The organism is Streptomyces sp. R818 (assembly GCF_056172735.1).
The window spans coordinates 1,669,765-1,694,359 of sequence record NZ_JAOCNE010000003.1; the positions used below are offsets into that span (position 1 = coordinate 1,669,765).

Annotated in this window: 44 protein-coding genes; 35 read left to right on the plus strand and 9 right to left on the minus strand. The window is 70.2% G+C overall.

Going from position 1 to position 24,595, the window contains the following annotated elements:
* Positions 1-83: 83 nt before the first annotated feature.
* A complete protein-coding gene (locus tag N5I75_RS12675; protein ID WP_476676852.1) occupies positions 84-1,373 on the plus strand; it encodes a site-specific integrase in 1,290 nt (429 codons plus the stop codon).
* Between the two features lie 69 nt (positions 1,374-1,442).
* Here the strand turns inward: N5I75_RS12675 and N5I75_RS12680 are convergent, their stop codons facing one another.
* The 6 genes from N5I75_RS12680 to N5I75_RS12705 all read right to left on the minus strand — a co-directional run bounded on the left by N5I75_RS12680 (position 1,443) and on the right by N5I75_RS12705 (position 4,811).
* Positions 1,443-1,955, minus strand: a complete 513-nt coding sequence (locus N5I75_RS12680; RefSeq protein WP_476676854.1) for a hypothetical protein — start codon at positions 1,953-1,955, stop codon at positions 1,443-1,445.
* Between the two features lie 172 nt (positions 1,956-2,127).
* Positions 2,128-2,571 carry an XRE family transcriptional regulator gene (locus N5I75_RS12685; protein ID WP_476676856.1) on the minus strand — a complete coding sequence of 148 codons (444 nt, stop codon included), beginning with the start codon at positions 2,569-2,571 and terminating at the stop codon, positions 2,128-2,130.
* A gap of 543 nt (positions 2,572-3,114) precedes the next feature.
* On the minus strand, positions 3,115-3,729 hold the full coding sequence (locus N5I75_RS12690; protein ID WP_476676858.1) for a hypothetical protein: 615 nt from the start codon (positions 3,727-3,729) through the stop codon (positions 3,115-3,117).
* Positions 3,726-4,193 carry a hypothetical protein gene (locus tag N5I75_RS12695; RefSeq protein ID WP_476676860.1) on the minus strand — a complete coding sequence of 156 codons (468 nt, stop codon included), beginning with the start codon at positions 4,191-4,193 and terminating at the stop codon, positions 3,726-3,728. The genes N5I75_RS12690 and N5I75_RS12695 overlap by 4 nt, the downstream gene beginning before the upstream one ends.
* A 34-nt stretch (positions 4,194-4,227) precedes the next feature.
* A complete protein-coding gene (locus tag N5I75_RS12700) occupies positions 4,228-4,521 on the minus strand; it encodes a helix-turn-helix domain-containing protein (protein WP_476676862.1) in 294 nt (97 codons plus the stop codon).
* Positions 4,518-4,811, minus strand: a complete 294-nt coding sequence (locus tag N5I75_RS12705; RefSeq protein WP_476676864.1) for a helix-turn-helix domain-containing protein — start codon at positions 4,809-4,811, stop codon at positions 4,518-4,520. The genes N5I75_RS12700 and N5I75_RS12705 overlap by 4 nt, the downstream gene beginning before the upstream one ends.
* A 265-nt stretch (positions 4,812-5,076) precedes the next feature.
* Here N5I75_RS12705 and N5I75_RS12710 point away from each other — a divergent pair, with 265 nt between their 5' ends.
* Positions 5,077-5,529, plus strand: a complete 453-nt coding sequence (locus N5I75_RS12710; RefSeq protein WP_476676865.1) for an XRE family transcriptional regulator — start codon at positions 5,077-5,079, stop codon at positions 5,527-5,529.
* Positions 5,530-5,550: 21 nt separating this feature from the next.
* Here the strand turns inward: N5I75_RS12710 and N5I75_RS12715 are convergent, their stop codons facing one another.
* Complete coding sequence (locus tag N5I75_RS12715; protein WP_476676856.1) at positions 5,551-5,994, minus strand: XRE family transcriptional regulator; 444 nt, start codon at positions 5,992-5,994, stop codon at positions 5,551-5,553.
* 265 nt (positions 5,995-6,259) lie between these two features.
* Between N5I75_RS12715 and N5I75_RS12720 the strand changes: the two genes are divergently transcribed.
* From N5I75_RS12720 to N5I75_RS12880, 33 genes are all read left to right on the plus strand, one after another.
* Complete coding sequence (locus N5I75_RS12720; RefSeq protein WP_476676864.1) at positions 6,260-6,553, plus strand: helix-turn-helix domain-containing protein; 294 nt, start codon at positions 6,260-6,262, stop codon at positions 6,551-6,553.
* Positions 6,550-6,843, plus strand: a complete 294-nt coding sequence (locus tag N5I75_RS12725) for a helix-turn-helix domain-containing protein (RefSeq protein WP_476676862.1) — start codon at positions 6,550-6,552, stop codon at positions 6,841-6,843. Before N5I75_RS12720 ends, N5I75_RS12725 begins: the two co-directional genes overlap by 4 nt.
* A gap of 34 nt (positions 6,844-6,877) precedes the next feature.
* Positions 6,878-7,345, plus strand: a complete 468-nt coding sequence (locus N5I75_RS12730) for a hypothetical protein (protein ID WP_476676860.1) — start codon at positions 6,878-6,880, stop codon at positions 7,343-7,345.
* A complete protein-coding gene (locus tag N5I75_RS12735) occupies positions 7,342-7,956 on the plus strand; it encodes a hypothetical protein (protein WP_476676858.1) in 615 nt (204 codons plus the stop codon). The genes N5I75_RS12730 and N5I75_RS12735 overlap by 4 nt, the downstream gene beginning before the upstream one ends.
* On the plus strand, positions 7,953-8,225 hold the full coding sequence (locus tag N5I75_RS12740; RefSeq protein ID WP_476676867.1) for a hypothetical protein: 273 nt from the start codon (positions 7,953-7,955) through the stop codon (positions 8,223-8,225). Before N5I75_RS12735 ends, N5I75_RS12740 begins: the two co-directional genes overlap by 4 nt.
* 565 nt (positions 8,226-8,790) lie before the next feature.
* Complete coding sequence (locus N5I75_RS12745; protein WP_476676869.1) at positions 8,791-9,162, plus strand: DUF6303 family protein; 372 nt, start codon at positions 8,791-8,793, stop codon at positions 9,160-9,162.
* Positions 9,163-9,281: 119 nt separating this feature from the next.
* On the plus strand, positions 9,282-9,584 hold the full coding sequence (locus N5I75_RS12750) for a hypothetical protein (RefSeq protein WP_476676871.1): 303 nt from the start codon (positions 9,282-9,284) through the stop codon (positions 9,582-9,584).
* Positions 9,584-10,117 (plus strand): hypothetical protein, encoded by a 534-nt coding sequence (locus tag N5I75_RS12755; protein WP_476676873.1) that lies wholly within the window; start codon positions 9,584-9,586, stop codon positions 10,115-10,117. The genes N5I75_RS12750 and N5I75_RS12755 overlap by 1 nt, the downstream gene beginning before the upstream one ends.
* Positions 10,117-10,434 carry a hypothetical protein gene (locus N5I75_RS12760; protein WP_476676875.1) on the plus strand — a complete coding sequence of 106 codons (318 nt, stop codon included), beginning with the start codon at positions 10,117-10,119 and terminating at the stop codon, positions 10,432-10,434. Before N5I75_RS12755 ends, N5I75_RS12760 begins: the two co-directional genes overlap by 1 nt.
* Entirely contained in the window at positions 10,431-10,706 is a 276-nt protein-coding gene (locus N5I75_RS12765; protein ID WP_476676876.1) for a hypothetical protein, read from the plus strand. The genes N5I75_RS12760 and N5I75_RS12765 overlap by 4 nt, the downstream gene beginning before the upstream one ends.
* Positions 10,703-11,425, plus strand: coding sequence for a hypothetical protein (locus N5I75_RS12770; protein WP_476676878.1), 723 nt, complete (start codon positions 10,703-10,705; stop codon positions 11,423-11,425). The genes N5I75_RS12765 and N5I75_RS12770 overlap by 4 nt, the downstream gene beginning before the upstream one ends.
* The gene (locus N5I75_RS12775) at positions 11,422-11,736 is read left to right on the plus strand and encodes a hypothetical protein (RefSeq protein WP_476676880.1); all 315 of its coding nucleotides are present in this window, start codon (positions 11,422-11,424) and stop codon (positions 11,734-11,736) included. The genes N5I75_RS12770 and N5I75_RS12775 overlap by 4 nt, the downstream gene beginning before the upstream one ends.
* Complete coding sequence (locus N5I75_RS12780; RefSeq protein WP_476676882.1) at positions 11,733-12,281, plus strand: hypothetical protein; 549 nt, start codon at positions 11,733-11,735, stop codon at positions 12,279-12,281. Before N5I75_RS12775 ends, N5I75_RS12780 begins: the two co-directional genes overlap by 4 nt.
* 39 nt (positions 12,282-12,320) lie before the next feature.
* Complete coding sequence (locus tag N5I75_RS12785; RefSeq protein ID WP_476676884.1) at positions 12,321-13,010, plus strand: VWA domain-containing protein; 690 nt, start codon at positions 12,321-12,323, stop codon at positions 13,008-13,010.
* Positions 13,007-13,297, plus strand: coding sequence for a hypothetical protein (locus N5I75_RS12790; RefSeq protein WP_476676886.1), 291 nt, complete (start codon positions 13,007-13,009; stop codon positions 13,295-13,297). Before N5I75_RS12785 ends, N5I75_RS12790 begins: the two co-directional genes overlap by 4 nt.
* A gap of 1 nt (position 13,298) precedes the next feature.
* Positions 13,299-15,185, plus strand: a complete 1,887-nt coding sequence (locus N5I75_RS12795) for a zinc finger domain-containing protein (protein ID WP_476676888.1) — start codon at positions 13,299-13,301, stop codon at positions 15,183-15,185.
* On the plus strand, positions 15,175-15,498 hold the full coding sequence (locus N5I75_RS12800; RefSeq protein WP_476676890.1) for a hypothetical protein: 324 nt from the start codon (positions 15,175-15,177) through the stop codon (positions 15,496-15,498). Before N5I75_RS12795 ends, N5I75_RS12800 begins: the two co-directional genes overlap by 11 nt.
* On the plus strand, positions 15,495-15,737 hold the full coding sequence (locus N5I75_RS12805; RefSeq protein ID WP_476676892.1) for a hypothetical protein: 243 nt from the start codon (positions 15,495-15,497) through the stop codon (positions 15,735-15,737). The genes N5I75_RS12800 and N5I75_RS12805 overlap by 4 nt, the downstream gene beginning before the upstream one ends.
* Entirely contained in the window at positions 15,724-16,008 is a 285-nt protein-coding gene (locus N5I75_RS12810) for a hypothetical protein (RefSeq protein WP_476676894.1), read from the plus strand. The genes N5I75_RS12805 and N5I75_RS12810 overlap by 14 nt, the downstream gene beginning before the upstream one ends.
* Entirely contained in the window at positions 16,005-16,478 is a 474-nt protein-coding gene (locus tag N5I75_RS12815) for a hypothetical protein (protein WP_476676895.1), read from the plus strand. Before N5I75_RS12810 ends, N5I75_RS12815 begins: the two co-directional genes overlap by 4 nt.
* A gap of 47 nt (positions 16,479-16,525) precedes the next feature.
* The gene (locus tag N5I75_RS12820; protein WP_476676897.1) at positions 16,526-17,128 is read left to right on the plus strand and encodes a hypothetical protein; all 603 of its coding nucleotides are present in this window, start codon (positions 16,526-16,528) and stop codon (positions 17,126-17,128) included.
* A gap of 31 nt (positions 17,129-17,159) precedes the next feature.
* Positions 17,160-17,489, plus strand: coding sequence for a hypothetical protein (locus tag N5I75_RS12825; protein ID WP_476676898.1), 330 nt, complete (start codon positions 17,160-17,162; stop codon positions 17,487-17,489).
* A 56-nt stretch (positions 17,490-17,545) separates the two neighbouring features.
* The gene (locus tag N5I75_RS12830; protein WP_476676899.1) at positions 17,546-18,568 is read left to right on the plus strand and encodes a hypothetical protein; all 1,023 of its coding nucleotides are present in this window, start codon (positions 17,546-17,548) and stop codon (positions 18,566-18,568) included.
* A 2-nt stretch (positions 18,569-18,570) separates the two neighbouring features.
* A complete protein-coding gene (locus tag N5I75_RS12835) occupies positions 18,571-18,804 on the plus strand; it encodes a hypothetical protein (RefSeq protein ID WP_476676901.1) in 234 nt (77 codons plus the stop codon).
* A complete protein-coding gene (locus tag N5I75_RS12840; RefSeq protein ID WP_476676903.1) occupies positions 18,801-19,097 on the plus strand; it encodes a hypothetical protein in 297 nt (98 codons plus the stop codon). The genes N5I75_RS12835 and N5I75_RS12840 overlap by 4 nt, the downstream gene beginning before the upstream one ends.
* Positions 19,094-19,540, plus strand: a complete 447-nt coding sequence (locus N5I75_RS12845; protein ID WP_476676904.1) for a hypothetical protein — start codon at positions 19,094-19,096, stop codon at positions 19,538-19,540. The genes N5I75_RS12840 and N5I75_RS12845 overlap by 4 nt, the downstream gene beginning before the upstream one ends.
* Positions 19,537-19,878, plus strand: coding sequence for a hypothetical protein (locus N5I75_RS12850; RefSeq protein ID WP_476676906.1), 342 nt, complete (start codon positions 19,537-19,539; stop codon positions 19,876-19,878). The genes N5I75_RS12845 and N5I75_RS12850 overlap by 4 nt, the downstream gene beginning before the upstream one ends.
* Complete coding sequence (locus N5I75_RS12855) at positions 19,875-21,152, plus strand: hypothetical protein (RefSeq protein WP_476676907.1); 1,278 nt, start codon at positions 19,875-19,877, stop codon at positions 21,150-21,152. The genes N5I75_RS12850 and N5I75_RS12855 overlap by 4 nt, the downstream gene beginning before the upstream one ends.
* 1 nt (position 21,153) lies before the next feature.
* A complete protein-coding gene (locus N5I75_RS12860; protein ID WP_476676909.1) occupies positions 21,154-21,549 on the plus strand; it encodes a hypothetical protein in 396 nt (131 codons plus the stop codon).
* Positions 21,546-21,758 (plus strand): hypothetical protein, encoded by a 213-nt coding sequence (locus tag N5I75_RS12865; RefSeq protein ID WP_476676910.1) that lies wholly within the window; start codon positions 21,546-21,548, stop codon positions 21,756-21,758. Before N5I75_RS12860 ends, N5I75_RS12865 begins: the two co-directional genes overlap by 4 nt.
* A 12-nt stretch (positions 21,759-21,770) precedes the next feature.
* Positions 21,771-22,442 carry a hypothetical protein gene (locus N5I75_RS12870; RefSeq protein WP_476676912.1) on the plus strand — a complete coding sequence of 224 codons (672 nt, stop codon included), beginning with the start codon at positions 21,771-21,773 and terminating at the stop codon, positions 22,440-22,442.
* A 113-nt stretch (positions 22,443-22,555) separates the two neighbouring features.
* Positions 22,556-23,050 carry a hypothetical protein gene (locus tag N5I75_RS12875; protein WP_476676914.1) on the plus strand — a complete coding sequence of 165 codons (495 nt, stop codon included), beginning with the start codon at positions 22,556-22,558 and terminating at the stop codon, positions 23,048-23,050.
* Positions 23,051-23,154: 104 nt separating this feature from the next.
* Entirely contained in the window at positions 23,155-23,655 is a 501-nt protein-coding gene (locus N5I75_RS12880; RefSeq protein ID WP_476676916.1) for a hypothetical protein, read from the plus strand.
* Between the two features lie 8 nt (positions 23,656-23,663).
* On the opposite strand, the gene N5I75_RS12885 is transcribed toward N5I75_RS12880, so the two are convergent.
* On the minus strand, positions 23,664-23,876 hold the full coding sequence (locus tag N5I75_RS12885) for a hypothetical protein (protein WP_476676918.1): 213 nt from the start codon (positions 23,874-23,876) through the stop codon (positions 23,664-23,666).
* A gap of 116 nt (positions 23,877-23,992) precedes the next feature.
* Positions 23,993-24,595, minus strand: a 603-nt coding sequence (locus tag N5I75_RS12890; protein ID WP_476676920.1) for a helix-turn-helix transcriptional regulator, incomplete at its 5' end; no start/stop codon positions are given.

Below are 24,595 nucleotides of genomic sequence, written 5' to 3' on the forward strand. Positions count from 1 at the left end.
CCTTGATCTTTTCCAGATCGCTGGGAACAGAACGGGAACATCACCCCTGCCGTAGCGCCCCGATCAGCCCGTATCTTCCCTCCATGGCGAGCATCGTTCCGCGCCCACGGAAGTCGGGCGAGATCACGTATCAGGTGAAGTGGCGTCAGGACGGCGAATGGCAGGGCGAGAAGTTCGGCGACGAGCCCAGCGCCACCCAGTTCCGGCTCCTGGTCGAGGCGCACGGTAACTGCTGGCCGCCTGGCTGGGTCCGCGGCCAGGGCTTCGTGGAGCCGGAGGTGAACCCCGGGGACCATCCCCTGCTGGACTTCGCGCACGCCTACGTCGACGCGCTCAACACGGCGGACGACCGCAGCAAGGCCGACTACAAGCGCGACATCGAACTGCACTTCGGCGGCGTCCGCTACAAGGACGCGGCCGGCCTCGAGCACCGCCTCGGCGGCCTGGTCCACACCGCCGCGGACGGCACCGAGCACCCGCCGACCGTCTGCACCGTGACCCAGGCCGACGTGAACGCGTGGGTCGGCCGGCAGCGCCACGCCGTGACACACCCTGACGACCCCGAGAAGGTGCTGCGCATCAAGGCGAGCGCCAAGTCCATCGCCAACCGGCACGGGCTGCTGTACTCCATCTTCCAGGCCGCCGTGGAGGCCGAGCCCGCGCTGCGCGAGTCGAACCCCTGCAAGAAGACCGGGCTGCCCAGGACGGACGAGGGCACCGAGGAGGAGATGGTATTCCTCGAGCACGACGAGTACGCGCGCATCAGCCTCGAGCTCCGCAATCTCGACCCGGACGCGGCCGACCTCGCCGACTTCCTCGTGGGCACCGGCATGCGCTGGGGCGAGGCCACCGCGCTGCAGGCCCGCGACATCAACTGGACCACCGGCAAGGTCAGCATCCAGCGCGCGTGGAAGCGCCAGGACGACAACACCTTCAGGATTGGCCCGCCCAAGACCAGGAAGGCCCGGCGCCTGGTGGCGCTGACCGAGGACCAGCTGGCGATGCTGCGCCGTCAGGCGGCCGGCCGCGGGCCCGAGGACTTCATCTTCCGGGGCGGCCTGGGCAAGGCCTGGCGCCACTCGAATTTTTACCACCGCAAGTGGGAGCGGGCGCTCAAGGAGGCCATCAAGAAGGGTCTCACCAAGCGCCCGCGGATCCACGACCTGCGGCACACCCACGTTGCCTGGCTGATCGCGCAGAACATCAGCCCCGCCGCGATCCAGCGGCGCCTCGGACACGAGTCGATCACCACGACGATCGACCGATACGGGCACCTGCTGTCCAACCTCGACGACGAGATCAGCGCCGCAGTCAGCCACGCCATGCGCGGGGCGGCGCCGCACGAGGGGCTGCGCGCCGTCAGCTCTGCCTGAGGAGCGGTCCAGGCGCGCCGGTGCCCGCCGCGCCGGGCCAGGGGCAGGGGTCCGGCGCGGCGGGCACGATCAGATGCCGGGGGCGGCGTCGCCGTCCCAGTTCTGGGTCCATTTGCCGCTGGTGACGATGGCGAGCAGGTAGGCGCGCAGCTCTTCGAAGCACTGCGTGGTCATGGCGCCCCTTCGGACGAGCCATACGAACCGGCCCTCGCGCTCGTCGGGCTTGATCGCTGCGCCGTCAGGCAGCGTGTCGCGCCACTCCATGTCGAAGGTGGCCAGCCGGGGCGAAGACTCGCTGTGGGACTGCTCCCGTGTACTGCTGGCTTCGTTGGGGAGTACGGGCCAGTGCTGGATCCATCTGCCGCCGCCGACGATGGCGCGGAGATGGGCGATCATCTCGTCGAGGCACTGCTTCGTCATGGCTCCGATGGCCACGCCGAATGCGAACGCGCCCTTCGCCTCGAGCGGCGCGATGGCCCGTCCGCCGGCGATCCTGGGGACGAACTCCATGTGGAAGTCGGCCCGTGGCTGGCCCTCTGCCGTTTCCGCCTGCGGCTGAGCCTCGCTGTCTATTGCTGCCATCGTCATGCCCCCTTGCATGGCACACCGGCGCACTCACGCATACGTTCGAGCGCACGGGTGTAGTGCTGTTCCTACTCGCCCCCCAGGCGGATCATTGACGATGCCACACAGTTACAGGTGTGACCAGAGGGTTCAGGGATGTAACTGTTAGTAGTATTACTCTCCGCTTTATTCAGCCCTGAGCATTTCGGCGCCGGCGGTGAAGGATCTCGGCGAGCTCCTCGTACTCGTCGAGATCCTCGTCGCTCAGCTCGTTGATGCGCGCGATGAACACGCGTACACGCTCGCTCTGCTCGGCCCAGCGCTCGGCAACGTGCCCGAAGAACTGAGCGCTGGCCGCACGCTGCAGCGCCAGGAGTGGCAGCTTCAACGCCGTCGCGAGACCTCGCAACTGGGCCTCGCTGGGGGCCTTGACGTTGCGGCCCTTGACCAGGTTTTCAAGGGTGCCGCGCTTGAACTGCGGGCCCGCCTCCGGCGTCTCGGGATCAATGGTGGCGTCCGCGACAGCTCGCAAGCTGACGCCTAGCTCCTCCATACGGTTGCGTACGAGATCGGACAGATCCGTCCGCCCCTGCACGCCGTCTGGCGTCTCTCCCGCCGCATCCTCCGCCGTCATCGTCCTCGTCTCCGCATGGGCTGTGTGGCGCCTGGTGTCCACGTGTCCATCATCCTGCTTCTGGCATATGCGCTGGTCGGCGCACATAGCCATTCACCTGCCTGGTCACAGTGTCCAGGTATCTGGGCGGCGCGCGCCACCCCACCCCGAGGACTTGACCGAATAAGGACTGAAGAACTTGCCTAAAATTCTGGACACAGCGCCCAGGGTTCTGTAATGCTGGCCGTGCCCAAAGATTTAGTCACATTGCCTAAGGAGGCTGACTGTGGCTGCAGAACCCCGTTACGTGCTGGTCAAGCCCCATACCCTGCGCGACTTGATGGGCCGCATCGGGAACGGCACCGACATCAGCGGACGCGAGCTGGCCGCGAAGTCGGCGGCCGACGAGCACCATCGACGCGCTGCTGACGGCACAACCAAGTCACAGCCCGCCAAGATCGCGCGCCGGTCGCCCAGAGAGGACGGCGCCGGCCGAGACGAGGAGCACCCCGCACGACGCGCTGCCGGTCAGGTCCGCACTGGTGGTCGGTGCGGCCGCGCTGGTCACGTGCGCAGCCCGTCGAACATGCGCTGCAGGCGACGGGCGGAGAGCGCCAGGCGGGCCTCGTGGTCCGCGGTGTCCTCGCCGATCAGCCGGACGGTGACCTCGCCGCAGTGCCCGGTCCCGGTGACGGTCTGGCCGTTGGTGTGCAGGCTGTTCGGCCGCGCGTTGACGCGGTCCAGCCACCACTGCCAGGCGGCAGCCGAGACGGGCCGCACCCGCAGGGTGAGCTGGTCGGCGGCCAGGACGTCGGCCTCGACCAGGTCGTGCTGGCGGGTGCGGAGGTCCTGGGCGAGGAGCGCGGCGGGCGAGTCGTGGGAGACGTCGATGCGGGTGCGGATGATGCGGCCCGCGAACTCGCTGACCTCGACGTCGTCCAGGAGGATGCCGGAGCAGTCCTGCGGGGCCGAGTGCTCGGCGAACGGCGTGAGGCTGGCGGCGTACGCGACGGGCGTCTGCTCGAGCGTCTCGGCGCGGGCGGCTGCGATCAGCGCCCGGACCGGGCCGGTCAGCTCGAGGGCCAGCTTCTCCAGGTGGTCCGCGGTCAGAGGCAGATCGTGCAGGACCGCGGCAAGCTCGAGGCGGTGGTGCAGCTCATGCTGCACGGCGCGGCTCACTCGGCGACGCTGACGTGAGACGGGACGGAGACGAGGTCGGGGGCGCTCTCGCCGGAGACCACGGGGATCAGCAGGGTGTTGGCGTCGACGGGTTCGGAGGGCGTCGGTGCCTCGAACGCGGCCGCGGCCTCGACGGAGAGCAGGACCTGCGCGCACACCTCGATGCCGTCGACGATGGCCTTGGCCTCCAGCCAGGCGCTCGCCTTCTCCTGGGCGACGACCGCGTTGACGCCGGCAATGCCGGCGAACTCTCGGACGCTCAGCGGGTCGTTGACGCCGAAGTTCAGGACGACGCGGAAGCCGATCAGGTCGCCGACCACCGCGGCCGATCGGGGCAGCGTCTCCATCTTGGCGACGATGGTGTCCATCACGGCCGACGCGCAGCGGTAGGCCTCGCGCTCGGCGTCGGCGGCCGTGACGCCGGACGGTGCGGTGTGGTCGATGGGGTGGGTAGCCTGTTCCATGTGAACCTCAGTTCTTGGGTATTGAGGTTTGCGTTCAGCTGCGGCCGCGGGATCCGGACAGGGATCGCGCGGCCGTTGTGCGTGCGGGCAGCGGACGCAGGTTGGCCAGCGGATGTGAGTGGTTGGCGGCCGTCGACGGCCGGGCCAGCGGGCCGGTGCTCGGCTCGTGGTGGAACATCGCGTCGATGCGCTCGAGGTCCGCCTCGGTGAACCAGACGGTGCGGCCCACCTTCGTGCGCGGAAGCTGCTTGATGTGCCGGCGCAGCCAGGACTCCGTCACACCGTCGGGAAGCGCGGCAGCCGCCTCGGCGTAGCTGTACCGCTTCATGCCGAGTCCGGGGTGGAGTCGGCCGGGTCCGGCGTGGGGTCGGGCACGGTGCGGCCGCTCGGGCTCCACAGGCACAGCTCGTCGATGCCGATCGTCTGGCAGATCCGGCGCGCGATCTTGGCGGGCTGTGACTTGGTTGTGCCGTTCAGCAGCGCGTCGATGGTGCTCGTCGGCACGCCGACTTTCGCGGCCAGCTCGCGTCCGCTGATGTCGGTGCCGTTCCCGATGCGGCCCATCAAGTCGCGCAGGGTATGGGGCTTGACCAGCACGTAACGGGGTTCTGCAGCCACAGTCAGCCTCCTTAGGCAATGTGACTAAATCTTTGGGCACGGCCAGCATTACAGAACCCTGGGCGCTGTGTCCAGAATTTTAGGCAAGTTCTTCAGTCCTTATTCGGTCAAGTCCTCGGGGTGGGGTGGCGCGCGCCGCCCAGATACCTGGACACTGTGACCAGGCAGGTGAATGGCTATGTGCGCCGACCAGCGCATATGCCAGAAGCAGGATGATGGACACGTGGACACCAGGCGCCACACAGCCCATGCGGAGACGAGGACGATGACGGCGGAGGATGCGGCGGGAGAGACGCCAGACGGCGTGCAGGGGCGGACGGATCTGTCCGATCTCGTACGCAACCGTATGGAGGAGCTAGGCGTCAGCTTGCGAGCTGTCGCGGACGCCACCATTGATCCCGAGACGCCGGAGGCGGGCCCGCAGTTCAAGCGCGGCACCCTTGAAAACCTGGTCAAGGGCCGCAACGTCAAGGCCCCCAGCGAGGCCCAGTTGCGAGGTCTCGCGACGGCGTTGAAGCTGCCACTCCTGGCGCTGCAGCGTGCGGCCAGCGCTCAGTTCTTCGGGCACGTTGCCGAGCGCTGGGCCGAGCAGAGCGAGCGTGTACGCGTGTTCATCGCGCGCATCAACGAGCTGAGCGACGAGGATCTCGACGAGTACGAGGAGCTCGCCGAGATCCTTCACCGCCGGCGCCGAAATGCTCAGGGATGTAACTGTTAGTAGTATTACTCTCCGCTTTATTCAGCCCTGAGCATTTCGGCGCCGGCGGTGAAGGATCTCGGCGAGCTCCTCGTACTCGTCGAGATCCTCGTCGCTCAGCTCGTTGATGCGCGCGATGAACACGCGTACACGCTCGCTCTGCTCGGCCCAGCGCTCGGCAACGTGCCCGAAGAACTGAGCGCTGGCCGCACGCTGCAGCGCCAGGAGTGGCAGCTTCAACGCCGTCGCGAGACCTCGCAACTGGGCCTCGCTGGGGGCCTTGACGTTGCGGCCCTTGACCAGGTTTTCAAGGGTGCCGCGCTTGAACTGCGGGCCCGCCTCCGGCGTCTCGGGATCAATGGTGGCGTCCGCGACAGCTCGCAAGCTGACGCCTAGCTCCTCCATACGGTTGCGTACGAGATCGGACAGATCCGTCCGCCCCTGCACGCCGTCTGGCGTCTCTCCCGCCGCATCCTCCGCCGTCATCGTCCTCGTCTCCGCATGGGCTGTGTGGCGCCTGGTGTCCACGTGTCCATCATCCTGCTTCTGGCATATGCGCTGGTCGGCGCACATAGCCATTCACCTGCCTGGTCACAGTGTCCAGGTATCTGGGCGGCGCGCGCCACCCCACCCCGAGGACTTGACCGAATAAGGACTGAAGAACTTGCCTAAAATTCTGGACACAGCGCCCAGGGTTCTGTAATGCTGGCCGTGCCCAAAGATTTAGTCACATTGCCTAAGGAGGCTGACTGTGGCTGCAGAACCCCGTTACGTGCTGGTCAAGCCCCATACCCTGCGCGACTTGATGGGCCGCATCGGGAACGGCACCGACATCAGCGGACGCGAGCTGGCCGCGAAAGTCGGCGTGCCGACGAGCACCATCGACGCGCTGCTGAACGGCACAACCAAGTCACAGCCCGCCAAGATCGCGCGCCGGATCTGCCAGACGATCGGCATCGACGAGCTGTGCCTGTGGAGCCCGAGCGGCCGCACCGTGCCCGACCCCACGCCGGACCCGGCCGACTCCACCCCGGACTCGGCATGAAGCGGTACAGCTACGCCGAGGCGGCTGCCGCGCTTCCCGACGGTGTGACGGAGTCCTGGCTGCGCCGGCACATCAAGCAGCTTCCGCGCACGAAGGTGGGCCGCACCGTCTGGTTCACCGAGGCGGACCTCGAGCGCATCGACGCGATGTTCCACCACGAGCCGAGCACCGGCCCGCTGGCCCGGCCGTCGACGGCCGCCAACCACTCACATCCGCTGGCCAACCTGCGTCCGCTGCCCGCACGCACAACGGCCGCGCGATCCCTGTCCGGATCCCGCGGCCGCAGCTGAACGCAAACCTCAATACCCAAGAACTGAGGTTCACATGGAACAGGCTACCCACCCCATCGACCACACCGCACCGTCCGGCGTCACGGCCGCCGACGCCGAGCGCGAGGCCTACCGCTGCGCGTCGGCCGTGATGGACACCATCGTCGCCAAGATGGAGACGCTGCCCCGATCGGCCGCGGTGGTCGGCGACCTGATCGGCTTCCGCGTCGTCCTGAACTTCGGCGTCAACGACCCGCTGAGCGTCCGAGAGTTCGCCGGCATTGCCGGCGTCAACGCGGTCGTCGCCCAGGAGAAGGCGAGCGCCTGGCTGGAGGCCAAGGCCATCGTCGACGGCATCGAGGTGTGCGCGCAGGTCCTGCTCTCCGTCGAGGCCGCGGCCGCGTTCGAGGCACCGACGCCCTCCGAACCCGTCGACGCCAACACCCTGCTGATCCCCGTGGTCTCCGGCGAGAGCGCCCCCGACCTCGTCTCCGTCCCGTCTCACGTCAGCGTCGCCGAGTGAGCCGCGCCGTGCAGCATGAGCTGCACCACCGCCTCGAGCTTGCCGCGGTCCTGCACGATCTGCCTCTGACCGCGGACCACCTGGAGAAGCTGGCCCTCGAGCTGACCGGCCCGGTCCGGGCGCTGATCGCAGCCGCCCGCGCCGAGACGCTCGAGCAGACGCCCGTCGCGTACGCCGCCAGCCTCACGCCGTTCGCCGAGCACTCGGCCCCGCAGGACTGCTCCGGCATCCTCCTGGACGACGTCGAGGTCAGCGAGTTCGCGGGCCGCATCATCCGCACCCGCATCGACGTCTCCCACGACTCGCCCGCCGCGCTCCTCGCCCAGGACCTCCGCACCCGCCAGCACGACCTGGTCGAGGCCGACGTCCTGGCCGCCGACCAGCTCACCCTGCGGGTGCGGCCCGTCTCGGCTGCCGCCTGGCAGTGGTGGCTGGACCGCGTCAACGCGCGGCCGAACAGCCTGCACACCAACGGCCAGACCGTCACCGGGACCGGGCACTGCGGCGAGGTCACCGTCCGGCTGATCGGCGAGGACACCGCGGACCACGAGGCCCGCCTGGCGCTCTCCGCCCGTCGCCTGCAGCGCATGTTCGACGGGCTGCGCACGTGACCAGCGCGGCCGCACCGACCACCAGTGCGGACCTGACCGGCAGCGCGTCGTGCGGGGTGCTCCTCGTCTCGGCCGGCGCCGTCCTCCTCCTGGCCGCGCTCACCAAGCTCCTCATCGACGCCACCCAGCAGCACCCGAGCGCCCCCGGCCGCACGCCGCAGGCGCCCACCGCACGCCACGCCCGCCCCACCGCGGCGGACGAAACGGCGCCCATCACCACCGTCCAACTCGTCCGCGCCCGCCACCGCAAGGACCCGCGATGGAACTGATCACCGAGACGTACCTCGGCTGGAACCCCTACACCCACACCGCTGACTGCCCCAACCCCACCTGGGACAGCATCGAGACCCGCCACGACGAAGGCGGGCGCCCACCCCATCGCCACCGGCGCGATCCCCCACGCCTGCGCCAACGACCTGTGCGACCACGCCGCCACGTTCCCGCGGGTGCGGGTGCGGCTGCTGTGCCGCGACTGCGACACCGTGCACCAGCTCACCGGCGAGGGCCTCACCCAGGCCACCACCACGACGGCCGCGACCGGATGGGGCCAGAAGCCCACCCGCACCGCCGGCGTCTGGCTGTGGCCCGGCCGCCCCGCCATCCTGGGCGGCGAGCCGTCCCAGTACCTCGTCACCCGCCAGCCCCAGGCCCTCACCCGCGACACGCTGCACGGGATCATCACCGGCTATCCCGACGCCGACACCTCGGCGTCCACTCGATCGAAACCCTGCGCTGGCGCTACGCCGCGCGTGGCTTCGACACGGTGGCCGAAGCCGCCGAGTGGTTCGACATCACCGAGGCGTCCCTCCCGCGCGGCCTGGAGGTGGCGGTCTGATGTCCCCCACTTCCCTGCCCGTCATCAAGCAGGCCCAGCTGCACCGCGTGTGTTGCGACTACCACACCAGCAGGGTGCTCGGCCGGCCGACCCGTGCCCATTGGGAGCTGTACCTCGTCGTCTTCAACACGACCGAGGAGTGGCCGCGCCACGCGTGGCCCGTCGCCCGCCGCCACCAGGTCCCCACCATCGCGGAGCGGACCAGGGCGCTGGCGTCGCTGGGCTACGCCCCGGCGGCCGACGCCGCCTGGAAGTGGCAGGAGACGACCACCCCCGGCTACCACGGCCACCAGGTCGGGCCCACGTTTCTCGGCACGCTCGACATCGTCCCGCTCGAGCAGGCGCAGGCCGCGGTTGGCGGTGACGCCTGAATGCATGCGCACCTCACCGGACGAGCTGCCGCGAGCCGCAGCCTCTTCGGACCGATAGCCGTGACTGGCCTTTCGGCCGCAGTGCGACGACGTGGCCCCCACGAGATCGCGCGGCGCTCGTGGCACCCCGTGCGCCACTCCGAGCGACCGCACCTGCGGAGGAGGTCCTCGGCCAGCAGTGCATCGGCCGGATCCTCGGCAAGGACGCCGACCGCGGCTGCCAGTACGCCGCTTTCGGCCTGATCCCCGCGCCGTGGCTCGTCGACATTCCCCACCACCGCGAGCTCGCCCCGTGCTTCCCCCTCGGGCCTGCGCCCGAGTTCCCGCCGCGCGGCGGCCACACCCCGACCTGTCCCTACGTCGCGGGGCTCAGCGACTGCACCTGCGCGGCAACCACCCAGGCCCCCGGGGGTGAGCGCTGATGACCAGCCGTCAGGACACCATCGCCGCCGTCCTGCGCCGCCCGACGCTCGCCCGCCCGTTCGTCGCCCGCGAGCTCCGCGAGCGGATCGTGCAGGGCTGCGAGCCGGGCAGCACCGTCACGGCCTGGACGGCGACCGTGCCGCAGCTCGCCGAGGCGATCGACACCGCGCTGCGGATCGACACCGCGCTGCAGAAGGACACCCGCGACGGCCACCAGCCGCCCGTGGGCGAGTCCACCGCACGCGCCGAGATCCTCGCCGTCCTCCTGGCCGCCGGGTACAACGAGCCCGCCGCCCTCGAGCTGATGAAGCGCGCCGACCACGAGCCCCGCGACCCCGACTTCGATCCGGACTTCCGCGAGACCCTCGCGGGCGGCCACGCCCTGGTCGTGGAGTACGGCGACTGCGAGATGCACGCCTCCTGCCAGTGCGGCCGCAGCCTGGGCATGACGCGCCCGGACGCCAGCCTGGACACGTTCGTGTCCGGCTGGGAGCGCCACACCATGACGGAGCTCGACGGCGGTGAGGGCTGATGCCGACCCGAGCCCAGCGCCCCAAGCTGCCCGAGACCAGCGAGGGCCAGAAGAAGGCACGGTACGACTTCAACAAGGGCATGACCGGCAAGGGCAAGCAGCCCGCGGACCACCCGGTCGTCGAGGTCTGCACCGTCGAGGCCTGCGGAAGCCCCGCCAACACCCCGGCCCCTGACCTCTCCATGGTGCAGGTCCGTGGCAGCGCCGACGGTGCGGACGCGCACTGGTACTGCCCCGGCCGGTGCGCCGCGATCGCCCGCGCCCGCGCCGATCTGCGCACCATCCCCTCCTCGCCCCACGCGGGCGGCCGCCCGTGAGCGTCCTCCACGTCCCGCACCCGCTCGCCGCACTCACCCACATCGTGCGCCGCCTGGCCGCCCTCCTCACCCCGCCCCCGGCGCCGCCCGCGCCGCCGGTCCACGGCGTCACCGACGAGAGCGAGCTCGAGCAGCTACTCGCCGACGGCGCGATCGAGGGCGCCGGCCGCGACTACTGCCCGGCCGAGCAACGCCTCACCGCCCACACCCTGCACCCCGACGGCTCGCAGTCCTGCATCGACTGCGGCCACCCCCTGAACGGAGCGTCATGACCCACAACCTCGCCGCGCCGAGTGCTCCCTGGTTCGAGCACCTCGAAGACAGCGTCCGCGCGCTCGGCGAAGCCGCCCGTGAGTGGCAGCTCGCCGACCGCAGGGCTCAACTCCTGGAGACCGGCGTCGAGATGGAGCGCCGCAACCTGCACGAGGGCAAGATCCTCGTGCACGGGCCCGCGGCCCGCGGCTGGGACGCCAAGCCGCGCAAGTTCGGCCCGCACGAGCACGCCGTGATGGACCTGCAGAAGCTGTACATGGAGCACCGGTTCGTCACCCGTCGCCACTACGAGCACGCGGCGCTGCTGTTCGCCTCCGGTGCGGCGCGGGCCATCGCCCAGGTGCAGGCGGGCGAGCAGCCGGAGCGTGTGCCCTTCCCTCTCGATGCCGACCGCAGGCCGGTCATCGGCGGCTACAAGATCAGCGGCCTGGAGAAGTACGTCCACGCGCAGAAGGTCGCCGCGGCGTACGAGCAGGTGCTGCGGATGGACCAGGCCGCCGAGCACGCCGAGGAGATCGCGGGCCGCGAGGACCATGAGGTGAGCGATCGCGACGCCGGGGAGATGTTCGAGGCCTCGGAGTTCGCGCAGGGCTTGCCGGATGCGGCGTACGCCTACGGCTGCCTCGCCGAGAGTGCCCTGCGGTTCGTGCTCCTCGGCCCCAAGGACGCCTGGCGCAAGCAGCAGGCCGGGCAGCGCGCCGGGGCCAACCCCGAGTGAGTGAGGAGCCGGTGCCGGAGTGCTGGCACTGGATCGGATCCGAGCGCCGCCACTGCCGGGTCGTCAAGGACATCCGCCCTTACCTGACCGGCCCCCGCTGCCCCCTGCACACCCCCGCCGCACTCGCCGGACGCCCCGAGCCTCAGCCCGGGCCCGGTCTTCCGGCGGGGGCCTGGACCACACCGAGCCCCATCAGCGACAGCCGCGTCCACGACGCACGCGCGATCGCTTCCGGCAAGCGGCGCTCCAGTCCGCAGGAGTACCGCGCGGCCCAGGCCGCAGTCGACCACCGAACGGAGCTGAACCTATGACCCCGACCCCGGCGGACCTCGCCCGCTTCACCAAGCCCGCACCTGCGCCCGCCACGCCCAGGCCCAAGTCCAAGTCCAAGCGGTTCCGCTCCTCCCGCCCGGCGGCCCCCGCTCCCGCCCCTGCCCCCGTGGCGGAGCCGAAGCCGTACCAGCCGCGGACGTTGACCGCCACCGAATCGATCGCTCCGGGCGAGCTGGACGGGCGTGAGCGCCTGCGGACCTACTTCGAGAAGGGCATCCGCCTCAGCCGGATGCACCCGCACAGCCGCCTGCTCGCCCTCACCCTCCTCGGCTACGCCAACTTCCAGACCGGCACCATCCACCGGCGCTGGCACCCGAGCACCGAGGACCTCGCGGCCGCCACCGGCCTGGGGCCGGAGCAGATCGGCGTGCAGCTGCAGATCCTCCGCGACCGCGGCTGGCTGTACACCCGGCGCCTGTCCCAGGGCCCGAACCTCGGCGACACCGTCTGGCAGCTGTGCGTGCCCGCCGGCTTCCTCGAGCAACTCCGCGTCCTGCGCCACACCAGCGACGCCCCCAACTGACCCACCCGACAGCACCGTTCAACAGGAAGCAGGAAGTCCGTGATCGACCTCGCCAAGATGGAGAAGCAGGCGCCCGGCCTCGTCTCCCTCGCCAAGACCGCCGCCGTCTCCCTTCAGAAGACCGGTCTCACCGGTACGCAGGCCGCCGTCCAGCTCGTCCTGGACCACTCCGGCAGCATGACCCCCTACTACCGCGACGGCTCCGTGCAGCGCCTGGCCGAGCAGGCGCTGGGCCTGTCCGTGAACCTCGACGACGACGGCAGCGTCCCCGTCTCCTTCTTCGGCAGCCGCGTCGACCACACCGTCGACGTCCGCCTGGACAACTACGCCGGGATCATCGACCGCGAACACTCCGCCTCGGCCTGGGGCTCCACCAACTACGTCGCCGCCATGCAGGCCGCCGTCGACGAGCACCTCGCCGGGACCGATCTCCCCGGGCTGGTCATCTTCCAGACCGACGGCGAGCCCGACGACCGGGCCGCCGCCGAGCGCACCCTGCGCACCCTGTCCAACCGGCCCCTGTTTTTCGCGTTCGTCGGGTTCGGGCCCAAGCGCAACATGCGCTTCCTGCAGACCCTCGACACCCTCGACGGCCGCCAGGTCGACAACGCCTCCTTCTTCCACGCCGCCAGCCCGCGCACCGTCACCGACGCCGAGCTCTACGACGGCATCACCCACGAGTTCGCCGCCTGGCTGCAGGCCGCCCGCACCGCCGGGATCGTCCGGTGAAGCGCACCCGCGCCGCGCTCGCGGCGATCGCGCTGGCCGCGACGACGCTCACGCTGACCGCATGTGACCCGCACGAGCAGGGCCCGGCCGGCCGCGTCGTCGGCAAGGAGAAGGACCGGGAGTGCCACCTCACCGGCGCCGGGGCCAAGCGCTACCGCTCCTGCACCACCGACTACGAGCTGACCACCCGCGACAGCGACGGCCAGGACCACGATTTCGAGGTCTCCAGCAGCGTCTACGACGACTGCTACCGCGGCTCCGCCTACCCCAAGTGCAGCACCCGCTGACATGAGCGCCGCGCACGCGTCCGCCGCCGAGCCCCGCCACACCCGTGGCGGGGCCGGTAGTGCTGGCCGCGTGCGCCCGCGCCGCCCCCAGCGCCGCGCCCTGCAGAGCATCGACATCCCCGAACGCATCTACCGCGGCCACCACTACTCGGACGCGTTCATCAAGGCGTGGGCGAAGATGGCCGCCCTCGACGTCGACGGCAACGAAGAGCACTGCAACGCCGGCGTCGAGACGATGGCCCGCTTCTGCGGCCTGTCCGTCCGCGCCTTCGAGCGTGCACTGACCGAGGGCCGCACGCCCGGGCCCGACGGCGGCGCCCCGGAGTTCTCCACCCGCCGCATGACCCGTACCTCCGGTGTCGGCCGCACCGCGATCCGCCAGGTCCGCGACGTCCGCGAGGCCGAGCGGTTCGTCACCGTGTCCGTCGCGATGTGCGACGCCCTCGAGCCGCGCCGCCTGCGCGCCGCCCTGCTGCTGGCGCACACCGCGAAGTACACCCCGGGCTACCAGCCCACCGCCGCCGAGCTCGCCGGGGAACTCTTCCACCACCACGGCAAGACCGCAGGGACGCCGCTGTCGGAGCGCACCGCCCGCCGCGTCCTGCACGACCTGGACGCCACCGGCTGGGTCAGCGTCGACCACCGCGCCGGCCACCAGGGCCGCCACGCCGTCACCGTCCACCACCGCCCCCTCCACATCGAGCAGCTGGCCCTCCCCATCGAGGAGCCCGCCGCGCCGAGCCCGCAGACGGTGGCCACGGCCAGCGAGGCGAGTGCGGACAACCATGGCGGATCCGGTCCGGCCAGCTGCGGCGGATCCCTCGCGACTGAGGAATACCCCCAGGCTGTTACTGACGAGATTGCGCAGGTCGTTGGGGGTTCCCGCCGTAGGCGAGACACCGGTAGTAAGCCTGTGGAAAACCCCGGCGATCTTGGTGAAGGGACGTTCGGGCCGGGCGTCTCTCGCGCTCCGCGCGGCAACCGCCCCACCCCCGAGGCCCCGGCCACTTACACCGGTCCGACCTTGCAGCTACCGCCGAGGGTCTGGCGCGCGCTGGAACCCGTCCACCACGAACTCCCCGCCTTGCGCCCCTTCGTGCTGCGCCGCATCGCCCGCGCCCTCATCCAGCAACTGCGTACCTACGCGACCGAGGAGCGCCTCGCCGCGCGGATCCGCCGCCGCTACGCCGGTGTCCTGCGCGCCGACATCCGCGACATGGGCGCCTGGCTGATCGGCGTCGGCATCCCCCACCGCGGCTGCGGACTGGATTCCTGCGAGGACTCCACTGTGTGGCCCACCGGCGAGGCCTGTGAGATCTGCGTGCAGCAGCGGCAGGTCATCAGCGCCCGGTGGCGCCAGGCCCGCGAGCTCCAGGAGCGCCTGGAGCAGCTGCGCCTCGAGGCCGCCGCCGCAGACGCGCTGCCCAAGAAGGCCAGCTACCGGCAGCGGTCGCAGGCCACCGACGCAGAGATCCGCCGCGCGATCGCCGAGCACGGACCGGCCGGTGCGCTGCACATCTACGGCCAGCTCCGCGTCGGCCCCGTGCTGCGCGCTGACGGCCTGCAAGAGCAGCTACCTACCCCCGCCGGACGCCCGGCCCCAGCGGCGCCCGTACGGCCGGAGCCGGATGTGGAGCGGCCGGTGCCGGGCCGGATGCCCGAGGCGCTGCGCCCTGCCTCCCGGCAGACGGCGGTCCTCGAGCGGTCCGTCGCCTGCCCGGCTCCCGACTGCCGGGCTCCGGCCGGCCAGACGTGCACGACCCCGCGCGGCCGCCGCCGCAACACCTCGCACCAAGCCCGGCTCGAGGCCGCCCGCGCGGCCAGCGAGTACGGGCCCGCCAACCCCAACCAAACGACCGGTAGCGACCGGAGGACACATGCTCAGTGACCACGGAATCGTCCCGTGCGACGGATGCCAGGCCGAGATCCGGTGGGCCATCACCGTCAACGGTCTGCGTCAGGCCATCGACGCACGGCCGAACAGCGACGGGAACCTCGCCGTCCACCGCGACGGCACCGGCACCCTGCGCGTGCGGGTCCTGACCGCCGAGCGGGACCGCCTGGAGGGCATGGAGTGGCAGGCCATGCCGCACGCCGCGACCTGCAAGAGCCCGCAGCCGCGTCCGCCGCGGCGGGCATCGAGGCCCGGGCGGCGCGCGGCGGTTCGGCCCGGGGTGTGGGCGCAGAGGCGGCCCTGGTGAGCGCGGCCGCCGAGGCGGGCGCCTACGAGGAGGACCTGGAGCAGGAGGAGCGGCTCCCGGAGGACGTCCCCGACGGCACCTTCGGCCACGCCCGCCACCGGCTCCCCGCCCACCTCACGCCCTGCACGCCCCAGGAGCAGGCCCGCCACGTCGCCGTCCTCACCGAGGCCCTGTCCGGCCTCCCCATCACCGCCACCATCCGCCGCCATACCCCAGGAGCAGCAGATGCCCGCCAGTGAAGTGAACGGGGAGGTGGAGTGCCAGCTGTGCCACCGGCCCGTACGGTCCGCCACCGCCAAGGCCCGACGGATCGGCTCCGCCTGCTGGCGCAAGCTCGACCGCCACCAGCGCGCCGCCCTGCTGCAGACCGCGCGCCACGGCCGGCCCCTCACCGCCCGCGAGGTCCGCGCCGCCCTTCACCAGCCCCGACCCGTCGCGGAGGGACAACTCCCGCTCAGCGGCGCGGCGTTCGAACCCGCGACCGACACTCCGAGCGAGGCCACCGCGTGAACCACGAGATCCCCACCACCCCACAAGACGATCCCGCCGAAACGATCATGGCCGCGCTCGCTCACGGCATCAACGGCCACCCCGAGAAGGTCGCCGAGTTGTTCAAGCCCTTCATCCTCGGCGGCCCCGCTACCGCCCTCGGACTCTGTGCCGCCCTCGCCGAAACGACGATCGGCAACGGGCGCGAAAACCTCCCCAGGAACGGCGCCTTCGGACTCCTCGTCCTCAACCCGAATACCGGCCAGTACGGCGACATCAACACTCTCCCCGCAGGCGTCCGGTTCGCCGCCCAATTCACCACCGCCTGGGCCAACGACGAACGCGACACCGCCCACGACCTCTTCGACGCATTGACCCACCCCGGCACCGAGCAAGCCGCCAGCGATCTCGCCGACGCCATCCGCGCTCTCTTCACCTGGGCCGTAGAAGCGCTCCGCAAGAAGGTCCGCCCGTCGGGAGACGCCCAGTAATCCGCCCCCACCTCGAAGCCCACAAACGGGACCAACCAAGGAGCCCCATGCTCAGCGAACAGATCCTCGCCCTCATGCGCCTCGCCGAAGCCCTGGACAAGCCGCAAGCCCTCTACCGGCGCGCGGTCTCCGAGGCCGCCCGGACCCTCACCGACAGCCCCGAGAACCTCGCCGCGATCGACCGGGGGAACGCCGCCCTCCGGGAGATCGAGTCCGTGTTCCGCGCCTGGGACGCCAAGTACACCGCCGTCACCGCGCTGCCCGACGGGTTCAAGCGCGCGGCCTGCGTCACCGTGGCCTGCGCCGTGTGCGGCTACAGCTATGACGAGACCGAGTTCGAGCACCACTTCCCGTCCGTCGGCGACGGCGTGGACGCCGCTGTCGGCGCGGGCTGGGACGAGCTGAAGGACGGCCGCGTCCTGTGCGAGACGTTCGACGACGCGCACCAGGAGCTGCGCAGCACGATCGGTGTCGTCGACCCCGACGAGGAGCCGGCCGACACGTGCCGGAAGTGCGCGACGCGGTTCGACCCGACCGACACCCGGTCCGACGGCCGCGCGCAGCACGGCGACACCGCGTTCTGCCGCAGCTGCATCGACTTCTGCCAGGACAACGAGATCGCCGATCACCGCTGCGTCATCTGCGCCTGACCCCGACCGCCCGACACCACGAAGGAGCACCATGCCCACCGTCGAACTCACCACCCCCGACGGAACCGTCACAGTCGACGCCATCGAACCCGCCCCCGGCCTCCGCCTGTACGAACTCCCCGACGCGCCCGCAGGCCTGCCCCGCTGGGTCCTCGCCCACCACGAAGGACGCGCGCTCGGGATCTTCCCGTCCTCCGACGACGCGAATGACGCCGCTGACCTCGTCGCGCCGATGGCCGACTGGACGCGCAGCGTCATGACCGTTGCCAACGAGATCAGCCTCGGAGGGAACGCCGAGCGGTTCGGTCTCGCCACGGCCATGCACGGCGCCGGCCACCCCTCCCAGACCCGGGACGCGTGAGCAGCAGGACGGCCGCTCCTGTTCGAGGCAGGAGCGGCCGCACCACCCAGTCGACCATGACCACCCCGGAGACCGCCATGTACCCCACCCTCTTCGCCACCCCCGGCCTCAAGGCCATCGCCGAGCAGATCGACGCTGAACGACAGCGCCAGATCACCAAGTTCGGCGAGCAGCATCACCCCGACGGCACTGGCCTCCCCGCCTACACCCACGCCGCCCACCGCTACCGCGACACCGCCGACCGCAACACCGCAGCGGGAGCCCTCGCCTGGCGCGACGTCCTCCTCGAGGAGGTCTACGAGGCCCTCGCCGAGAAGGACACCGGTGCGCTGCGCACCGAACTGGTCCAGGTCGCCGCCGTGTGTGCCGCGTGGATCGCCGACATCGACAGCCGCAGTTCCCAGACCATCGACCCCACACCAGCCCCGTCCGTCAACATCTGCCGCGCTCCCCACCACGACTACCCCGAGACGCGTTGCACCCGGCCCCCCGGTCACTACCAGAGGGGCAGCAGCCCGCACGGCGGTCCTCTCATCATCGAAGGCCGAATCGGGGGCAACACCTCGTGGGACGAGCCCCAGACCGACGAGCAGCCGGCCGACGTCGAGGAGCCTGAACAGGCTCACGCCCAGGGCGAGCACACACTCTGCGGCCACACCTGCGAGGTGGCGTTCAGGACCGAGATGCTCCGGGACTGGATCCTCGCCAAGAACTATCCCGGCACCGTGGCCGCGCTCGACGAGCTGCTCCGCCGTGCCCGCGCTGAGGTTGCCGAGTCCTCACCCACGCGCACTGAGACGGAGTGGGTCCTTGAGACCCTGTGGCGCGACGGCGACTGGCGTCCGTTCCGACCTGCCCGCAGCAGCCGGGACGAGGCAGCCATGGACTACAAGCGGGCCACGGACGACGACAGCAGCACGCCGTACCGGATCACCCGCATCACGACCTCCTACGCCGTCGAGAACGAGTACAGCCCTGAACGGCAGGCCGATCAGCCACCAGCGTCGGCGGATCCCCTCATCTCGGAGTTCGCGGCACCGCACGACAACTGGCCCGCCTCGGCCAGCGGCTCGGACTGACCGTGACAACAGCGGCGCAGCGCGCGGCAGCAGCCACCCAGCGAGACTTCGTCCTGGCGGTGCCCCCTGGCGTCACCGAGCAGGAGCAGGTCGATGTCGTCCACGGATGCCCGACCGACAGCTCCGCGATCACCCCCTGCTGCCAGCGCAGCCCCTTCGACCTCCCCAGCGGTCACCGGCTCAGCAGCGGCGCCCCCATCACCTGCACCGGCCCGGCGAAGGAGCGGCAGCAGTGAGGTTCCTCCTCGTCACCGTGGACCCCGTTCAAGAGATCGTCGCCGAGCCCCGCACGCTCGCCGCTTTCACCGACATGCTGCGCGCCAGCGTGCCCCAGGCCAGACCGCGCCCGGGCGTGCTCGAGCCGCTCGGTTCCCTCACTGGCATCGACCTCGTCAGCGATCCGGCCATCCAGCCGGGCTACGTCCACCTCCGCCCCCGCAAGGGCGCGGCACCGCCACCATCCGCTGCCGAACTCTCCGCGCTCAGTGACTGGTTCACCGACCGCATCGATCTGGAGACCACACCGTGACACCCCCAGAGAAGCGCCCCGAGGCCTCCACCGTTGAGACCATCCTGACCGCCCTCCTCTCCATCGCCCACACCCCCGAAAAGGCGCAGCACGCGGCCCGCGAGGTACTGCGCCAGCACGCCGCCTACCTCGCTGCAGCACAGCGCACCCACTTCGGAGTGGCCGGCGCACCCGTGCCAGCCCACTGCCAGCCGCAATGCGACTTCTGCCGCGGCGTCATCGCGGCCGCCGACCACATCGACCCGAAGGCCCAGCCGGTAACCGCCGAGGAGCCTTCCCGCTTCGTGTACGTCCTCTGCCACGCCTGCCACAACCACCTGATCATGCACGGCCTCCCCAGCCTCACCGAACCCAAGATCGAAGCCGCCGCCATCGCGAAGGGCTGGACCCGGCACAACGACAACCGATGGACCTGCCCCATGCACCACGGGAGCCACCTATGACCCCTCACCTGCGCCTCGCCCGCGCCCTCATCCTGGCCACGGCCACGGCCACCGTCGGCGGCATCTACGCCGGCATCACCCTCACGCCGTGGCTCACCGTCCTCGGCCTGTACGTCGCCGCGTTCCTCGCCTGGTGCGCCAACCGCCAGAACATCGCGCACCGCCGAGCCCATGGCCGCGCCGTACTCGCCGAGCAGGCGGCACGCGGCGTCCCGATCGACCCGCGGGTCTTCGACACCATCCCGTGCTGCGAACTGTCCGGGCACGCCGACCGACGCACCCACGGCGCGGACTGCCTGCGCCCGTACGCCACCACTACGAAGGGCAGCGACGCATGATCGACCGCATCCCGCTGGAACAGCTGACCAGCGAGCAACTGCACGCCCTCTACGAGCAACTCGACGCCCACACCGCCGCGGAGACGTACCGCAAGGCAGTCGCCGACAGCCTTATCGGCCGTATGGACGCGATCCGCCGGCAGACCGCCGAGGGCCTCGCCGAGGGCTTCGAGCAGCTGCTCCGGCGCGCCGAGCAGGCCGAGGCCGCCGTCAAGCGGGTTCGTGCCCTGCACCAGGCCCGGATCTACAACGGTGAGGAGATCTGCGGGGAGTGCTCGGCCTATGACGGCAGAGGCTCCACCGACAACCGGGGCGTGCCATACGGCCAGTGCCCTACGCTTCGGGCCCTCGACGAGCCTGCTCCGGGAGCGGCCCAAGCGACCAAGCTCCAGACCACATCGAACGCCATCGTCGTGCAGCGGGAGCGAGGCAAGGGCGTCACCGTCCTTCAAGCTCCGCAGCAGGCCAGCGTGACGCTCGACTGCCTCACCCGCGGCCGCTACCTCCGCGTGCACGACGGCGTCATCGAGATCGCCGACCAGGTCGCCTACCGCATCACCGGCTACGACCCCTGCGCGCGGACCCTCGACCTCGAACTCGTCGAGGACTGGCGGACCGATGTCGACACCGCGCGGATCACCGCCACGCTCGCTCGCATGCCCGAGGCCGACGTCCAACGCGTCATTGCCCTGTACGAGCAGTGGGTGAAGGCCGGTCCGCCCCCGCTCGGTACGCAGATCTCCCGCTGGTGGGACGCCCGCCTCGCCGAGCTGCACAACGCAATCTTCCCGCCCACCGACCAGACGGTGGAGAACCTCGTGGACGAGCTGCAACAGGCTGAGCGCCACGCCGACATCGCCGACGACGACACAGCCCGCGCCAAGGAGCTGATGACCCGGCGTACGGAGACACTGCGCAAGCGCGCCGAGGAAGCCGAGGCTGAGCGTGACGGCGCATACCGCGAGCGCGCCCACCTCATCGCTCTCCTCGCCGCCATGACCGGCGGTGCCGTCATCGCGCCCGCACTCGACAGCCCCGAGCCCGGCTGGCAGATCGTGTACCTGACTATCGGCGGACGGCAGGCCAGCTGGCACATCGCCTGGCGCGACGCCGACCTGTTCAGGGACGTCGAGCACGTCGAGCCCCACGACCCGCGAGCGCAGTGGGACCACCACACCACCGACGAGAAGTACGCCAACATCGCCATGCGTACGGCCGAGCTGTTCGCGAACCGCGGGCCCAAGGGCGCCCAGCAGCCTGCTACGGAGGCGTGACATGAGCCTCTGGATCTCCACGGCCGACAGCAGCGACAGCGGCGGCTGGACCCACCTTGGCGAGGCCGGCGACTTCGAGATCGCATGGGCGGACATCCCGGACGATCACACCGCTGCCGTACGGCTGCCATCCACGATGACGCTTGAGGTTCGCCTCGAGGAGGCGGCACTGCGGTTCTACTCCAGCCTCCTCGCAGACCTGCAGGAGCGCCACGGCTGGCTGATGCGGCTCCTGGCCGACCAGCTTGGCCGCTCCCTCCACCAGGTGTGCCAGGAGTGGGCGGCCGTCGGCCGGGTCCTCGAGGACGCCGGCATCGCCGACGGCTACGGCAACCTCGTCCGCCCGCACCACCGCCAGCCCCAGACCGGCCGCCCCAAGGTGACCGGCTCCTCGTGACCCCACCGAGCCACCGGCCCTTCCGCCTGCACCTGCGCCACCAGGTCCTCGACGGCTGGGAGATGCCCGACGGCCAGGCCGTCGCCATCGACGACGAAACATACGGGCTGACCTCGGCCGCCCCCACCACCGCGGACCTACTGCGCGGCTACGGCGGCGGCCACATCGAGTGGCCCGAGCACAGCAACACACCGCACCACCAGCACTGAAGGGACGCAGCGATGAACTGCACCCTCTGCAAGAAGCACACGCTCACGTACGGCACCCTGTGCACCCCCTGCACCCGCGACACCCTCGACAACCTCACCACCCTGCCCCGCCTATGGGACGCCCTCGAAGCCTGGCTGACGCCCGGCGCCCGCGGCGACGCCCCGTACGGCGGCCGCACCCGCCTCGCCGCAGCACCCCTGCCCCTCAACCAGGAGGTCCTGGACCTCCGCGCCGCCGGCGGAATCGTCGGCGTCCTCGAGGACTGGCACGACGCCGTCTGCGAAACCCGCAACCTGCCCCGCCCGCCACGCACCGGATCACCCGGGCACCGCGTCAGCGTCGCGGCATCCGGCCTGGTCCGCCAGATCCACTTCATCGCCCTGTGGGACCAGGGCGCGCAGCTCGGCAGGGAAGTACGGCGCCTGGTCGACCGGGTCCGCCACGTCGTCCAGCCCGACGAGGACACCGACAAGCCGACCGTCCTCGGCTACTGCATCGCCATCGACACATCCGGCGTCGTCTGCGGCGCGACCCTGCACGCCGACATGGGCAAGCCGGTGCAGTGCGAATGGTGCCTGTGCACCTACCCGCCCGACACATGGCTGGCCCTGCGCCACTTCCAGCCCAGCCGCCGCGGCAACACCGACCCCGGCGCCACCGAAGCCCTGTCACCTGCGGCCTGAACAGCAAGCGGCCCGCCGTCCCCGATGGGTGCGGCGGGCCGCCGCATCTGACCGCCGAGGACCACTAGGCAAAAGCTCAGGACGGAAGCCCCTTGCTCTGTCACGATCAGCTGATGACCAACGGCATAGACAGAGACGACATGGAGTTGTACGCGTGCCTAGGGATCATGGTGCGCGTAGCGGCAGACATGGAGCTCCGCCTTCAGATGATCGCAGTGCACCTCTCCGAGAGTCCCTACGCCTACCTCTGGATACACGGCACCCGAGCAGAAGCTGCAACCAAGCTGGTGGGCGACCTCGCGAAGGCCAACCCTCGGGTCACCGACGAAGCTCAGGAGAAGCTCGACACCCTGCTAAGGCAGATCAAACCTCTACTCGAACGGCGCCACGGGTACGTTCACGGGGCGTGGTCTGAGGACCAGACCAATCCGCTTGAGCCGTCCTATCAAGCTATGCGGTTTACGAAAGGCAAGCAGACGCCCCGCTTCGATCCCCTCTCGAAGGAGGATCTTGGCGACCTCATCGCTAGGTTTTCTGACCTACTCAACTCCCTGATGGCGTGGTTCGTGCAGTACCTAAATCAGGGGAACGTAGCTGACGAAGCGTAAGCCGCAACTTGGGTAGTGCCCCGACGCGCCCTGCGCGTTTCGACAGCACGACGCATGATGGGAGAGGGAAGTACAGCCGTCGCCGCAGTTCCTGGAGGTTGGCGATGGAGCAGCCAATTGAACATCACCATCGGGACCTCAAGGTCCTGAAGCTGGCCATCGAAGATGGCGTGCGCTACATGGAATCCCAAGACTGCGACTTCCGGGCCTTGAGAACACGGGCGATGCAACTGCTTCGCGTCGTCATCCTCGGCGCCTCCATCGTGTTCGGCTTGACACTCAACAAGGGCACCCCGTCTGACAAGTGGGTGATCATCCTGCTGCTTCTAGCAATAGGGTCGTGTCTATGGGGCGTTGGCTACATCGTGCACCCCACGGGTTTTCATGCGCCGGGCCAACTTTCGAAAGGCATCAAGGCTTACCAGGACGGCAAGCCCTTCGGGGAATACCTGGAATGGTTGGCGCACAACCTGGAGGAGGAGCGAGATGCCAACACGGAAGTTCTCGACGCCCGATATCGCGCGTTTGAGAGACTTCTCTGCTGGCTCGGCGCTCTCATTGCGGCGGCGCTACTCTTCTACGTCGAGCAGCACTACTTTCCCTGAAACCATGATCAAGCTGCCTCGTAATGGTGCGCACGCGCTCCCCGCCACGTCACCCACGACGGATCGTCGAGCAGCCCGTCGGCGTCCGGGAGCCCGGCCCGGCGCAGGAACTCGACGACATCGCGGTCGGAGTGCGCGAGGCCGAGGATCTGGTCCCGCGCGGTGACCCGCCGGCCGCCCGACGGGGACGGCGGGTGCACGACTATCGGAGCGGTTGCCATACCTCCAGGGTGCGACGGCCTGCCCAGGTCGGCACGCCGAACGACAGCGTGGGCATGACGAAGCCCCCGGCCCGAGGGCCGGGGGCTCTTCGCGTGCAGCTACAGCAGCCGCGCCTTCACAGGTTCCGCGCCGCGATGATGTCCGGGTCGGCATCCACGAGGGCCTGCGCTTCGGCCCGGATGTCCGCAGGCAGCGCATCGAACGCGCCCTGATACGAGTGCCGCGCGATTCGCCCGCGGATGTCGTCCGGCATGGACGCGAACGCGGCCGACGGCATAGCGCTCGTAAGGTCGCGCATCGTGATCGCCGCGAGCAGCAAAGCGGCTGCGGCATCGACCAGCTCGGCTCGGCTGGCGGTGGACGTGCCTGTCGGCGGCATGGGCGCTCCTTCGTCTGGTTGGGCGAGGTCCGTTCGCTTGCCCGGGGTCGGCGGGTTCGCCGCGAAGAACGCGGCCACCTCGTCCGCCAGGAACCGGGGCCGTGTACTGCCCGCGCCCTCAACAGGCTTCGGGAAGTCGCCGCGCTTCCGGTGCGTGTGCACCGTCTGTCGACTGACCCCGTGCTCCGCCGCGATCTCGCTGGTGGTCATCAAGCGCGGGCTCCCCTCTGTCGGGTTCTTGGGCACGGCAACATCCTTCCCGAACCCCTTGACGTTGTAAAGAGGTTCCTGCCAGTCTGGCACTGCACTAACAAAGAGCCCCCGGCCCGGCGCTGCGAA